The sequence below is a fragment of the Candidatus Nitrososphaera gargensis Ga9.2 genome (assembly GCF_000303155.1).
Classification (GTDB): Archaea; Thermoproteota; Nitrososphaeria; order Nitrososphaerales; family Nitrososphaeraceae; genus Nitrososphaera; species Nitrososphaera gargensis.
The window spans coordinates 784,071-797,431 of the sequence record NC_018719.1 but is presented as its reverse complement, the minus strand read 5'-3'; the positions used below and the strand labels follow the sequence as shown (position 1 = coordinate 797,431).

The 13,361-nt window shown below is 46.7% G+C and carries 14 protein-coding genes; 9 read left to right on the top strand and 5 right to left on the bottom strand.

Annotation, left to right across the window (positions count from 1 at the left end; translation table 11 throughout):
- Positions 1-226: 226 nt before the first annotated feature.
- From NGAR_RS04650 to NGAR_RS04610, 9 genes are read left to right on the top strand one after another with little or no spacing between them, the layout of a single operon-like run.
- On the top strand, positions 227-1,333 hold the full coding sequence (locus tag NGAR_RS04650; RefSeq protein WP_148680994.1) for a HAMP domain-containing protein: 1,107 nt from the start codon (positions 227-229) through the stop codon (positions 1,331-1,333).
- A gap of 6 nt (positions 1,334-1,339) precedes the next feature.
- Positions 1,340-2,527: a methyl-accepting chemotaxis protein gene (locus NGAR_RS04645; protein ID WP_015018505.1), complete on the top strand. Its 1,188-nt coding sequence runs from the start codon at positions 1,340-1,342 to the stop codon at positions 2,525-2,527.
- 5 nt (positions 2,528-2,532) lie between these two features.
- Positions 2,533-3,111 carry a chemotaxis protein CheW gene (locus NGAR_RS04640; protein ID WP_015018504.1) on the top strand — a complete coding sequence of 193 codons (579 nt, stop codon included), beginning with the start codon at positions 2,533-2,535 and terminating at the stop codon, positions 3,109-3,111.
- 2 nt (positions 3,112-3,113) lie between these two features.
- Positions 3,114-3,494 carry a response regulator gene (locus NGAR_RS04635; RefSeq protein WP_015018503.1) on the top strand — a complete coding sequence of 127 codons (381 nt, stop codon included), beginning with the start codon at positions 3,114-3,116 and terminating at the stop codon, positions 3,492-3,494.
- Positions 3,495-3,502: 8 nt separating this feature from the next.
- Positions 3,503-4,615, top strand: a complete 1,113-nt coding sequence (cheB, locus tag NGAR_RS04630) for a chemotaxis-specific protein-glutamate methyltransferase CheB (protein WP_148680992.1) — start codon at positions 3,503-3,505, stop codon at positions 4,613-4,615.
- Positions 4,605-6,284, top strand: a complete 1,680-nt coding sequence (locus NGAR_RS04625; RefSeq protein ID WP_148680991.1) for a chemotaxis protein CheA — start codon at positions 4,605-4,607, stop codon at positions 6,282-6,284. Before cheB ends, NGAR_RS04625 begins: the two co-directional genes overlap by 11 nt.
- Positions 6,281-6,916 (top strand): chemotaxis protein cheC, inhibitor of mcp methylation, encoded by a 636-nt coding sequence (locus NGAR_RS04620; protein WP_015018500.1) that lies wholly within the window; start codon positions 6,281-6,283, stop codon positions 6,914-6,916. The genes NGAR_RS04625 and NGAR_RS04620 overlap by 4 nt, the downstream gene beginning before the upstream one ends.
- 2 nt (positions 6,917-6,918) lie before the next feature.
- Entirely contained in the window at positions 6,919-7,434 is a 516-nt protein-coding gene (locus NGAR_RS04615) for a chemotaxis protein CheD (RefSeq protein WP_015018499.1), read from the top strand.
- Positions 7,434-8,249 (top strand): CheR family methyltransferase, encoded by an 816-nt coding sequence (locus tag NGAR_RS04610; RefSeq protein ID WP_015018498.1) that lies wholly within the window; start codon positions 7,434-7,436, stop codon positions 8,247-8,249. Before NGAR_RS04615 ends, NGAR_RS04610 begins: the two co-directional genes overlap by 1 nt.
- Here the strand turns inward: NGAR_RS04610 and NGAR_RS04605 are convergent.
- The 5 genes from NGAR_RS04605 to NGAR_RS04585 form a co-directional block, all read right to left on the bottom strand.
- Positions 8,246-9,940: a type II/IV secretion system ATPase subunit gene (locus NGAR_RS04605; RefSeq protein WP_015018497.1), complete on the bottom strand. Its 1,695-nt coding sequence runs from the start codon at positions 9,938-9,940 to the stop codon at positions 8,246-8,248. The genes NGAR_RS04610 and NGAR_RS04605 overlap by 4 nt on opposite strands.
- 4 nt (positions 9,941-9,944) lie before the next feature.
- A complete protein-coding gene (locus NGAR_RS04600) occupies positions 9,945-11,498 on the bottom strand; it encodes a hypothetical protein (protein WP_148680990.1) in 1,554 nt (517 codons plus the stop codon).
- 118 nt (positions 11,499-11,616) lie between these two features.
- Positions 11,617-12,324 carry an ATPase domain-containing protein gene (locus NGAR_RS04595; RefSeq protein WP_015018495.1) on the bottom strand — a complete coding sequence of 236 codons (708 nt, stop codon included), beginning with the start codon at positions 12,322-12,324 and terminating at the stop codon, positions 11,617-11,619.
- Positions 12,324-12,863: a flagellar protein FlaF gene (locus NGAR_RS04590; RefSeq protein WP_015018494.1), complete on the bottom strand. Its 540-nt coding sequence runs from the start codon at positions 12,861-12,863 to the stop codon at positions 12,324-12,326. The genes NGAR_RS04595 and NGAR_RS04590 overlap by 1 nt, the downstream gene beginning before the upstream one ends.
- Positions 12,864-12,880: 17 nt before the next feature.
- Positions 12,881-13,360, bottom strand: a complete 480-nt coding sequence (locus NGAR_RS04585; protein WP_187147661.1) for a hypothetical protein — start codon at positions 13,358-13,360, stop codon at positions 12,881-12,883.
- Position 13,361 lies beyond the last annotated feature (1 nt).

Below are 13,361 nucleotides of genomic sequence, written 5' to 3'. Positions count from 1 at the left end.
AACTGTACTATTCTTTCTCTATTTTGCGATATTATACAACCTGTATGGCTAGTACCCTCTAAGGACATAGTGAGATACGGGCGACGATAGATTATCAGGGAGACAAAGAGTGCCATAATGCCTATCTGCACAGTCTGCCTTAGTGGTTCCAGTAGCAAGGCAGACTATAATGGTAGGACAATGTACAGACTTCACCTTATTAGCTTGCAAAGAAGGTTCAAAAGCGATGACGCTGCAACAGAATACAAACGAACAAGAAGAGATCAAGTCCTCATTTTCGCTAGAAAAAGTCGCAGAACTGACCGAAATATTGGCTCAAAAGACAGAAGCAGCAATCAATCAGATTGATCGTATAAATGGCGAGACCCAAGTTCTTTCTATAAATGCTCTGATAGAAGCAAGTAGGGCTGGCGAAGTCGGCAAAACCTTCAGCGTAGTGGCAGAAGAAATGAGCAAGCTCTCAAAGAAAATTGAAGACACAACTGAGCACCTTCGCCGCGAAAGCATGAGTACAATGGCAGAGATGGGCGAGATAATCAAGAAGCAGATTACCAGCATCAGAGGCATCAGGCTTTCAGATCTGGCTCTTGTCAATATCGACCTCATAGACAGAAGCCTGTATGAGCGCTCATGTGATGTTAGGTGGTGGGCAAAGGATAGCAGCCTTACAAGCGCGCTTGCTGACAAGAACAACAAGGATGCGATAGCCTTTGCATCAAAAAGGCTCGGCGTGATACTTGATTCATATACGGTCTACTTTGATCTCGTATTATGCGACTCAGCAGGCAACGTGATAGCAAACGGCAGACCAAATCAGTATGCTTCCCTTGGCAAGAACCAGAGCGAAACCGCATGGTTCAAGTCGGCGCTTGAAGCGACAAAGGACGGCTTTGGCTTTCAGACGGTACATCGGTGTCCACTAGTCAACAATCAGCTCACTGTAATATTCTCATGCTCAGTGCATGACCAGACCGAAGAGGACAGAGTAATAGGAGTTCTTGGTGTGATCTTTAACTGGGAAGCACTGGCACAAAAGATAATCGAAGACACACCGCTCAATGAGGAGGAAAGAGCCAACTCACGAATCTGCATTATTGACAGCGACGGGCTTATCCTCGCAGACTCACGTAGGAAAATGCTCGAAAGCCGCATCCAGTTCTCCGGTATGGAGACGCTCCTTGCAGAAAAGAAAGGCTTTGTCATCACTACATATGAGAATGGTGAGTGCTGCATAGCACATGCGTTTTCTCCAGGCTACGAGACCTATGCATCAGGCTGGCACTCTCTGATAATACAAAAACTGCCAAAGAAAAGCGATAGCAAACAAAGGTGAGCGACTTTGGCAAAAAGAGAAAAAGAGGGACACCAGAAAATGATAGCCACAGTACAATCATCAAGCGACGAGGAAAGAATAGCGGATCTCAATGAATTTCTAAAAGAAATTGCAGGAGGCAACCTCATGAAAGATGTTGCTAGGGATGGTGATGGAATTATCGGGGAACTGCAAAAAAATATCGGCAACGCGGTAGCCGGCTTCCGAAACGTAGTGTCACAGGCAACGGCTGCTTCAAACAACATCATTTCTACTTCAACTGAACTGGCCAATGCCACAGACCAAGTGAACACTTCGGTACAGCAGATATCTACTACGATCCAGCAGATCGCAAAAGGCTCGCAGCAGCAGGCAGAGGAAATCGATGCTATTAACAAACTTACCGAGGACTTGGACGGTGGCATGAAAAAGCTTGCCGTCAAGATGGCAAAGGCTGCAGATATGTCGGCATCCGTAGGCAAGGCTTCATCGATAGGCTCCCGATCTGCAACGGCCGCCGAAGAAAAAATTGCCAGAATAATCAATATCTCCCATGATTCTGCGGAGAATATACGCAATCTGGCTGATCGCTGTGACAAGATTTCATCGGTTCTTGATGTTATCAGGAAAATTGCTGGCAAAACGAATTTGCTTGCACTGAATGCAGCGATAGAGGCCGCCAGGGCAGGCGAAGCCGGCAAGGGCTTTGCAGTAGTGGCAAACGAAGTAAAGGATCTTGCTGAAGGGACGGCCAAGTCGTCCGAAGAAATAGAGGCAATCATAAGCAAGGTGCAGCAGGACGCCCGTCATACGGTTGAGACCATAGAAGTAGGGATGAAAGAGATCGCCGAAGGCAGGATCGTAATCAACAAGGCGCTGCAAGCTCTTGAAGATATTGCCAAAAGAGCCCAGATGGTTGACGGCACCATAAAAGAGCTGTCAATTCTCCTGCAGAGCCAAGTCAGCGCTGTCAGCGAGGTTAGCAAGAGAGCCGCTGACATTGCATCGGTGGCTGAAGAAAATGCTGCAGCGACTGAAGAGTGCGCGGCCGCAACAGAAGAAGAAGCCGCCGGCATGCAGGAAATAAGCAATGCCATACATGACCTTAACAGCCTCGGCAGATCCCTGCAAGAAATGCTTTCACGGTTCAAAGTGCCAAACCATATCGTAGAAAAAATACAGCAGTCCGCAGAGGCGGAAAATAGGGGGGAATAGGGCTCTTGTCGGCAAAAGATCAGGCAGGCATAAATCCGCATTCAAAGATAGTCGTGTTTAGCCTTAGCGACGCCAATACAAAGAAAAAGACTGACTATGGAGTCAGCGTTGAGCAGGTCCAAGAGATAGGTACCTTAGAAGATGTCACCCGAGTTCCAGGTGCACCAACTCATGTGAAAGGTGTGATGAACCTGAGGGGTAAGATAATAACAATTATCGACATGAGGAAGATGCTTGGAATTAGCTCCGATGCCGCTTCTGGCACCTCTGGAACAAGCGACCGCATAATAGTTGCTCAAATAGGGCAGAGCATAATTGGCCTTTTGGTCGATGAAGTCGACCAGGTGATAGAGATCTCGGCAGGCGATATCGAGCCTGTGCCGTCTGTGTTGTCTGAAACTGCACCGTATATCAAAGGAATAGCGAAGCTAAAGGGAGACCTGTACGTTCTTTTGGATCTGCGGCTTCTGTTCGCAAATGAAGGCCCCCTGGAAGATCATGTCCCGACTAGCGGCAATGGCAAATCTTTGGACGACATACCTACGCTTTCTGGTCAAAAGAAGATAGTGGAGGCGAACCAGTAGAGATGTCGTATAGAGGATCTGCAAAGGTACTGGTCGTAGACGACGCCTCCTTTATGCGCGTTGTGCTCAAGGACATCCTAACGGCAAGTGGCTTTCAGAATATCGTGGAGGCTGGCGACGGCGCTACGGCTGTAAGCGCGTACCAGCAGCATAGGCCAGACCTTGTTACAATGGATATCAATATGCCTGGCACAGACGGAATTCAGGCGCTTCGTATGATTTTGCAGATAAACCCTGCTGCCAAAGTCGTGATGGTCACCTCGGTGGATCAAAAGCATGTTGTTCAAGAGGCGATCAAGCTGGGTGCAAAGGACTATGTAGTCAAACCCTTCGACCGTGGTATAGTGGCCACGGTCGTGAACAGAGTATTAAGGAGTAGGTAGAACTGCATTTGATCCAAAACAGCCGCAAAACTAGGGTCATGGTTGTCAATGATTCCCGCATGATCAGAGAATATCTCTGCAATGTCATCCGGTCGCACAATGGATTCGACCTGTGTGAAACCGCGCGTGACGGCGAGGACGCGTTAAGAAAGCTGGACCAAGCAGATCCTGATCTGATTCTTCTTGATCTTGAAATGCCAAACCTTGACGGAGTCACGTTTATCGACAAGGTGATGACTAGAGACAGGCCAATCCCAATTATCGTGGTAAGCAGCTATGGTGATAGCGGCGACGATAAGAACAACAACATCATCTTTGAATGCCTTGACAGCGGCGCAGTGGATTTCATTTCACTTCCCTCAGATAGCGGAATTACCGATCGAAAAAAAACAAGTCAGGATCTGATCGCAAGGATCCAGGCTGTATCAAGTGCCTACCCGGATGCGCTCGTACCTCTAAAAGAGAGGAAGAAGGAAAGTCCCGTGACTTGTGCGCCATTATACCATTCAGGCAATAGAAAAATGATAGTAATCGGATCTTCGACAGGCGGGCCTCGAGTAGTTACAGATATTTTCTCGAAACTTCCTGCAAATCTGCCTGCAAGCATACTGATTGTCCAGCACATGCCTCCTTCCTTCACCAGCGCCTTTGCGCGACACATCGGCAGTGCTTCTAGAATCGATGTTAGAGAAGCGAAGGAAGGAGATCTGCTTGAGCAAGGGTCTGCATATGTTGCACCAGGAGATTACCACACGACAGTAACACAATCAGGAACCATACATCTCGACAAGTCTCCCAAGAGACAAGGAGTCAGACCTTCTGTCAACATTTCCATGGTGAGTGCGTCAGATGTATTCGGACCAAACACCCTTGGTGTGCTCTTGTCTGGCATGGGTCAGGACGGCGCGTTTGGCATGAAAATGATCAAAAGAAGAGGCGGCAGGACAATCGCACAAGACAGCACGACTTCGGTTGTCTTTGGAATGCCCAAGGCCGCCTATGACCTAGGAGCAGTAGACGAAATGGTGCCTGCCAACAGGATGGCAGAAGCGATAGTCAGGATCCTTGGCGAGATGGAAAGTGAAAGAAAGAGGGAAGGAATGCAGCAGTATGTCCGATGACTTTTCCAAGTATCGCGAAATGTTTGTACAGGAGGCCATAGAGCATATCCAGAGTCTAAACAATGCTATGCTCCAGCTTGAGCAAGACCCGCATAGCAAAGAACATCTAGATTCGGCCTTCCGAGCGGCTCACACATTAAAGGGCATGGCCGCCACCATGGGCTATGAGCAAATCAGGCAAGTATGCAAGACCATAGAAGAGCTCTTTGACAGATTAAGAAAGAGAGAAGTTCGCCTGACAACAGGTGTTGCAGACTTTCTCTTCAAGTCGTTCGATGTGCTAGACAAGATGGTAAACGATGAGAACAAGATCATCAATATGGAAGAATTCATGCAAGAATTCCAAAAGGTAACTTCAGGATCAGAGAATGCCAGCGGGCAACAAGGATATGATCTGTCTTCGCCTAATGCTTCGGCTGCGGCAGCAAATGGAATGATTATACCGGCCGCAGAGCAGTCAGGGATTTCTGAGGAAACAGGCAACAACCAATCCCATACTAAGACGCAGACCATAAGGGTGAAGATGGACGATCTGGATTCTCTTGTTGACCTTGTAGGCGAGATCATGATAGCCAAAATGAGGCTTGAACAGGTACTCTCTGATTCTCAGCAGGCAGGCAAGCCGCGGCAGGTCCTCAGAAACCTTGATCGCCTGATCAACAATCTCCAGAACCATACGATGAAGATTAGGCTAGTCCCAATTGAGCAGATCTTTGACCGTTTTCCAAGAATGGTCCGCGACCTTTCGAATAGCCAAGGAAAGGAAGTTAGGCTGGAAATGGAAGGGACTGGCATAGAACTCGACCGCACTGTGCTCGACGCTATCAGGGATCCGCTTTTGCACATGTTGAGAAATTCTGTGGACCATGGGATAGAACTGCCAGAGGAGAGAGAAAAGATGGGCAAGCCGCGGCATGGAACAATCAAGCTAAAGGCATCAAGGCTTGGAGACAAAGTATTGATAGAGGTGTCTGACGACGGAAGGGGCATAGATCTTGAAAAAGTGAAGGAAAAGGCCATTGAGAAACACATCATAAACCGGCAGGAGGCCGAGGCTATGACAACAGAGGACATTGTTGATCTCCTAGGTTCACCCGGTCTTTCAACTGCGCAGAAAGTCACAGACGTTTCCGGAAGAGGAGTAGGCCTCAATGTTGTAATTAACAAGATCGAGTCTGTTGGGGGGACGGTAAGGATCAAAACTGAAAAGAACCATGGAACGACCTTTACTATGACAATACCTCTGAGCTTGGCAATCATCGGAGGCCTGCTGGTAAAGATAGGAAATGAAAAATATGTCATTCAGATTTCAAACGTGTTGTCAACCATTCAAATTGACCAAGATGAGCTAAGGAGGATCCATGGCAAGCCAGTCGTTATGTTCAGAGAACAGGTAGTTCCGCTGGTATATGGCGCAGAAGTGCTCAACGTGCCGCAAACGCCGGCACAGGACTCGCATTGCAAGATGACGGTCATAATAGTCGAAAAAGGTGGCAAACCCTTAGGTTTGGTGGTGGACTCGTTTGAGAGTAAACAAGATATCGTGCTAAAGCATATTGACAGAATCGGTTACAATTCTTCAAATGTCCCAACAGACGCAACCATCCTTTCAGATGGAAGAGTGGCACTGATACTTGATCTAACGCAGCTGGAGGAAAAGAAGACATGATAGTCAAGAATAACCACGTATCAATATCTGAAGCAGAAATAACAGATTTGGGCACAACAATATCCATGCTTGCGTCTGGAACATCCAAATCATTGGCTATGATGACAGGAGAAGAATATACGTATTCATTTGGCAGGATTAATGAAGTAAAACCGCAGTACGTTGACCAGTTGGTGCAGCTCTTCAACGAAGAGTTGTGCGCAGTATATCTGAGAGCGGACGGAGATGTCACAGTTGGCATGATGCTGTTTCTAACACATGAGCAGGCACGACAGCTTGCCCGACGTCTACTTGGCAACAATGACCTAAAGGAGCTGGACATTCTAGGCAGATCTTCAATTTCTGAAGTGGGCAACATCCTGTTCGCCGGTTCATTCCTAAATGACATGGCCAAATATACGGGATTCAAGATGAAGTGCTCGGTCCCCGGCTTTGCCACAGACACAATTCATGGCATCATTGAATTTCCAATAAGCGACATTGCTGCCACAGACAATATTCTGGTGATAGCCGAGTCAGAGCTAGTCGGCAAGATCACGGGAACGCGGATAAAGGTCTTGATCATAATGGGCATTACAGACGCAAGGAAGCTGGCAGCGTCGACTGGCACTCCGAAAAGGAAGAGCGAATAGCATTGGAAGAAGCGAGCAGTTGGCGTAGAGTAGCCGAAATTGATGTTAAAATGGGATCATATTCGATCAGCAATCATCAAAATTCTGCGCTTACCACATTTGTCGGCTCTTGCATCGCGCTATGCATGTATGAGCCGGCCGCAAAGGTAGGTGGCCTTGCTCACATAATGCTACCAAGCAGCGAAGGCAGATATATGCCAGCAGATGGCCATGAAGCAAAGTATGCCGACCACGCTCTTAAGGTAGTAGTGGAAGGAATGAAACAAAAAGGTGCCAGAGTCGATCTATTGATCTCTAAGCTTATTGGAGGGGCCAAGACGTTCACAAATGAAAACAGCGCGGCAGACTTGTTCAACATCGGTGAACGTAACTATTTGAGTATCAAATCTCTTCTCACACAATACAACATACCCGTGTTAGCAGAGGATATAGGATCGACACAGGGCAGATGGGTTAAGCTTGACGTAAGCACAGGTCAAGTTACAGTAAGGAACAAGACATCTGAAGTGATCCTCTGATGTCAAGTATAGAAAAATCTGCCGATCCAAATCTAGATCTCATCCTCAACAGGCTGGCAGACAGCGGAGACGCGCAAAAGTACAGGAAATCGTTTTTGATAAGAAGAATAGATCATCGAATGAGAGCAAAAGGGATAAGGACCTACCAAGAGTATGCAAAGCTGCTATCAAACGATCCTGTCGAGCACGCGACTCTAACTTCACTTTTTTCCGTTACGGTGACAGAGTTCTTCAGGGATATCCAGCTATTCCATCTGTTGAGAACAACGTTGCTACCCTCAATGGTTCATTCAAATAGAATAACAAAGATATGGTGTGCAGGCTGTGCAACCGGGGAAGAACCGTACAGTGTTGCTCTTGTAGCCAGCGAGTTGCTGCAAACTATGCCCGGATCGCACAGGCTTTCCGTCTTTGCGACAGACATCAACCCCAATTCCATCAGATTTGCACGGTCAGGGATATACGAGGAAAGGAATCTAAAGAACATATCGGATGAAATAAAGTCAAAGTATTTTCAGCAAGTCACAGGGAAAAAGTCTTGGCAAATCAGCCCTCAGATCAGAGAAGCGATCATCTTTAATGTTGGCGATCTTGCTAAGGTCGCTCCTCCTGCGTCGGATCTAGATATGATCCTATGTAGGAACGTAATGATATACTTTGACAAGGAAAGCAGGGAGAGACTACTCAAGAAATTCTACGATGCGCTAAAGCCAAAGGGATATTTAATAATGGGCCAGTCAGAGATAATGATTGGAAGGACATCTTCCCTTTTCAAGACCATTTATACCAGAGAGAGGGTCTACCAGAAGAGTTAGAGCATATCAAGCTCTTTCTTGAACTTTTCAAGTCCAATTTCCTTTGCCTGCACAATACGGTCATAGACGTCATAATAGTTGAATATCTTTTTCTTTATCATGGTCTCTAGGATCTTTGTGCGTAGCTCAAGTTCATCGTAAAGACTGCCTTCATCTTTCCTTGAGAGACCCCTCTTGAGAAGTATCTTTGTGATGAACAGGTTGCTGCTTCCCTTTCCTCTGTACGTCACCGTATCAGAAGCAGGGTCCCATGTAAAGACTGGAACGAACATGACCGAGTCTGCGCCGCCGTTATACCCTACTATTTCGTTTATGGATAAGACTCGCCTAACCGGCTTGCCATCCTTGCCCTGCACTGCAGCTTGAAACAGAGCAATGTTTAAGTTTTCTACATTCGGCTTGGGTATCTTCATAGGCTCGCCTGTCAACCTCTGGATAAGTGATGACATCTGTGCTGCGTGGAAGGTGCTCATGACAGGATGCCCTGTCTGCATGGCCTGAAATGCTATATTGGCCTCTGCGCCCCTGATTTCACCTACAAGTATGTAGTTTGGCCTCTGTCTGAGAGCTGCCTTGAGCAGGTCGAACATTACCACGCTGGACGATGGGCTTCCAGTATCTCTTGTAACTTCGCTGATCCAGTTCTTGTGTGGCAGCGTTATTTCTGGCGTGTCCTCTATGCTGACTATTTTCCATGTCGGAGGAATGAATTGAGTAATCCCCATCATGGTAGTTGTCTTGCCAGACGCGGTTTCCCCGTTGATGAAACAACTCATACCCTCGCCGACCATCATCCACATATAGGCCGCTTCACGCGCGTCAATGCTCTTTGAGTTAATGATCTGGGTTATCGATAGTGGCACGCTTGCAAACCTTCTGATGGTCGCGTTCGTTCCCCTCCTGCTTACGTCCTTGCCAAAGACAATATTGATTCTGGAACCTTCAGGCAGCGTCGCATCAACCAGCGGCCTGGCATGCGATATAGTCTTGCCAAACTGTTCAGACATGCCTATGACCATGTCATCAATGTCATCCATTGTGAGCCATACGGTACACCTGAGAGGCCCAAAGATCTTGTGGACTACGTATACGTTACCAGCACCGACGATAGAGATATCCTCAAGGTGAGGGTCAGTGAGGAAGGGGTCAAGGATTCCAAGACCTACTCTCTTGGTCAGGAAATGATACTTCAGATACTCGTATTCTTTTTCATACACTGGGATCGTCTTGGTTTTCTTTGCGTCTATCTTGTCGTACTGCACAGGTGTGGGCGACTTGACACATATCTTGTCCAGAAAGTTGCCCACCGCCATGAAACGCTCCTGCAATTGGTCTGGAGGTTTCCAAGACCCTGCATATGTTGCGAACATCCTGTCGACTGCACCCAGCAGGCGGGCATCCGGCTCTGGAGGACCTATCACCACATACTCAAAATAACCGTCCCCGCCAGATGCGTAGGCGTTGATATGTATCAAATTGTTCTCGCTGATCGGGTAGATCAGATTGGGCATCTTGAGGCTCTTGAAACTTCCGTCGATCTTTTCATAGAACGCGGGAGAAGGATTACCCTTTTGTATAAAGGCCGACACGTACTCCATAAGGTATGGAACCTTCTGCATCTGCTCCATAAGCTTGGGATCCATCTGAGATTGTGGCTGGTTCTGATCGGCTGCCTGCTTGGTGCTCTGCATATCTCTAAGCATCTCCCAAGCCTGCGCTGGCTTCAAGCGATTCTGTGATGTCCAGTATGTCCCCTATCATGCTGTCTAGGAAAATGTCCACACCGTAAACTACGACGCCACCTATTCCAAGGAGTACCCCCATGTTGAACCAAATCGTGTGGAATAGACCGCCCTGTGATACCTTGAGAGCCATTGCGTTCACCCCAGACAGTGCGACTATGAGCAAAGATAAGATCATGCTCATGAGTGTTGTGTCGCCTGCCGCTATTGACAGAATGGCAGCGCCTTCGCTGCCTACTGACTGCTGCAGTGCAAAATACTGTGCAAGGAAATTCAGTAGGCGGTTTATGAGGCTAAAGACTGCCAGTGTCAGCACATGCATTATTATGATGGTGGATTCAAACGCCTTGGCAGACTGCAGCCTTTTCTTCCTTATCTCGAGGAACTTGGTAGTGATCTCCGAAAGCCTTGAGCCTACTTGAAGCATGTTTGCTCCCTTTACCAAGGCATTGGACATTACGTCGTTACCTGCAGAGATTAGCACACTACCGGTATCCTTTGAAAACAAGTCAAATGCATCCTCTATCTTTATCCTGCTCATGACTCTGTTGGTCATGGACTCGATATGTGTGTTCAGGATGCCAAAGTCGCTCCTGAGAACGGACTTGAGTGACTGGCCAAGTGAACCTACGGTCGAGTAAACGTCCCCCAAGTGTCTGGCAAACGACGGATAGGAATCGTCCAGCTTTCTGATCTTTGCATCAAGCTTGCGGGCAAGAAGACCTGGAAGGATGAGCGGTACACCGGCAATTGCTATGACCAGTGGAATTGGCAGAATGTTCAAAAATGATAGGCTGATTCCAATTGAGGCTGCAGTGCCAAGAGCCATCATAAGCATCTTTTTTATCTTGACCATATCCGAGTGCCCTTCCTTTATCATGATGCGATCCTTTGGGAAGAGGTAATAGGCCATGAATACAAATGATGCAAGGCCCATAAGGATGGTTAGAGTAACTATCACTACCAGCTGTGAAGAGTCTCCTCCGCCGGAGATCATTGTCAAGAGCGCCATTGATGCCACCAGAAAAGACGAAGTAGACATCATTGTCGAGTACATTTCCAGCAGCATATCAAGCGACCTCATGGCCCTCTCGTACGTCGTAATGTATCCATGCATGACAGCCTGCAATTCCTGACTGAGGAATGTACTCAGGTCTTCGCCTAGTCTAAGTACCTGCGCAAGCTTCATCAGAAGTAGCTTGAACTCTTCTGCCTTTATCTCTGCAGCTACTAGTTCGCACGCCTTGGCAAGCCCATACTGCCACTTGACACCAAGCAGATGGATCTTGGCAAAGATTTGCGAATAGTACCCATACTGCTTGGTGTTGCCTGATGTCTTTATCAAGTCTGAAGGCTGGATCTGACCTGTAGATATGCCAAATAGGAGAAGCGAAAAGTATACTATAGTCTCGTCTACGCGCTTTGGGACAAAAGATCCTTTTGTCTTGACCCCCGGCTGACTGGGATCCTCAGTTACAGCGGTGGTAGTTTTCCTAAGTCCTAGCAATTGCAAAGCCTCCATATACTTTATCATTGCATAAATAGCAGGAAGATGGTGTTACTATCCGCCTTCCAGATTTTGGTATTTGTGGTGTTTTTTTGCCCATCTCTTTGTCTCTCTCCTCTTATGCGTTTGCCATCGATAACGGCACTATCTTTATCCCAAAGGATGTGTCAACGTCAAAGCTGAATTGCGAGCTCACTTGCGAAGACGAGCCGATCAGTTTGACAATTTCCATAACCTTGACGCTTTTTCCCGCGATCGTAGCGGGAGTTATCTTCATGTATCCGTCACAGGTTGATCTTACTCTCATTGCCACCTCCTCGGGCACTGCCTTTGGATGAATAGTGATGATGACAGTCATGCCTTTTGATACAAAGTTCTTGCATTTTGTAAAGAAATCAAGCGTTGTGCTAGTATCCGCATGCATGGTAAGGGCGGATAGAGAATCAATTACGACCGCATCAAACTTTTTTGAATTGATGCTGATGTACTTGCCTACTACCGGCAAAAGCTGCTTTGACCTGGCTGCTGACCAGGAAACTCCATCGATATTCACAGGAAGTATTGACAGCATGTTCTTCAGAAAATCCCTTCTGAAATCATAGGTTATCATTTTCATCTTTTCAATGTAGTCTTTGGTGGCGCTCTCCGTGGTGATGAACAACACTTTTCTTTGTGATTTTAGCAGACCGTTCATGAACTGGGCAGCCATAGAGCTCTTCCCTGTCCCATGATCTCCTTCGATCAGCATGAGCGACGGAAGCGGCAGACCTCCTCCTATCTGTCTGTCAACCTCTTCATTGCCAGTTGACACTGTTATAATGGCCATCAGAGTATCACCGCTTTGCTGACTATTACGCCATTGTCTGTCGATATAGTTACTGCAACAAGTTCAGCGGATATAGCAATATCATGATTCAGTCTACCTCTTATTGTAAGAGATTCTTCAGGGTTCAGAATCTGCGGATCAATATTATCATCGATAAATCCTGTTATGGACCATGATCCAGCAGCAGATACGATCTGCGTAATTCCAGCATAATCCAAGTTTTCAGTTATTCGTTGAGGAGATGCTAAGGGATCTGGTATGTAATCATATGTTACAAGTACATTGAACTTTTGGTAATTCCATAATTTACTTGATCCATCATTGCTGAGTGTTACATTTACAATATCAGTGTCTGGCAAAGCTTGGAGATCTGTGATCTGAATTGAGGTCTTTATGTACTCGCTATCAAGCTGTGCGCGTTCAGAATACGCCCGACTAGTAGTAATGTTCGCATTTATGACAGCAGGTATTGCCATAATTAATACAACTATGATCATTGTCATCATTATTCCACCACTGATTGCAGCGCTAAAACCCATTCTCCATTTTCACACTCCTATGTTGTAGTCAAGGAAAAGATGTAATCGTCACTCACTCCATTTGGAGTGGCGATCCTTACTAAGTAATTGACATTGGTTTCCAGAGAATAATCGAGTGTTACAGTTATTTTGATGCTATCCTTTTGCTGCCAAACATTACCATTTGAATTGGTATATGTCCACTTTGGAGGTGACGCCGCATTGTACGGAATTCCTTGAACATTATTTAGTTTGCCAAGATAGACATCCATCTTGTCCAATGATACGATCTGATTTGTTCCAATGTTCTTTACCCACACATCTATTTGGGTGCTTGATGAGTTAGTGGCATAAAGGATCTTTATTCTGGTTAATGCGATCTCTTTTTCAGCTGCTCCAGCTGTTGCAAGCGTCGACTTGAATACTCCCATCTGGTTTAGGACTGTGACTGAAAATCCAGCTGCAATTATGATCGATGCTATCAAGATTATCCCCTCGCTTATTATGAGGCTTCCCATC

Bases quoted from the DNA above. Each gene is read 5' to 3' on its own strand.
- NGAR_RS04595 (WP_015018495.1), bottom strand. From the start codon at position 12,324: ATGGCCATTATAACAGTGTCAACTGGCAATGAAGAGGTTGACAGACAG.
- NGAR_RS04650 (WP_148680994.1), top strand. From the start codon at position 227: ATGACGCTGCAACAGAATACAAACGAACAAGAAGAGATCAAGTCCTCA.
- NGAR_RS04590 (WP_015018494.1), bottom strand. From the start codon at position 12,863: ATGGGTTTTAGCGCTGCAATCAGTGGTGGAATAATGATGACAATGATC.
- NGAR_RS04610 (WP_015018498.1), top strand. From the start codon at position 7,434: ATGTCAAGTATAGAAAAATCTGCCGATCCAAATCTAGATCTCATCCTC.
- NGAR_RS04625 (WP_148680991.1), top strand. From the start codon at position 4,605: ATGTCCGATGACTTTTCCAAGTATCGCGAAATGTTTGTACAGGAGGCC.
- NGAR_RS04620 (WP_015018500.1), top strand. From the start codon at position 6,281: ATGATAGTCAAGAATAACCACGTATCAATATCTGAAGCAGAAATAACA.
- NGAR_RS04585 (WP_187147661.1), bottom strand. From the start codon at position 13,360: ATGGGAAGCCTCATAATAAGCGAGGGGATAATCTTGATAGCATCGATC.
- NGAR_RS04605 (WP_015018497.1), bottom strand. From the start codon at position 9,940: ATGCAGAGCACCAAGCAGGCAGCCGATCAGAACCAGCCACAATCTCAG.
- NGAR_RS04635 (WP_015018503.1), top strand. From the start codon at position 3,114: ATGTCGTATAGAGGATCTGCAAAGGTACTGGTCGTAGACGACGCCTCC.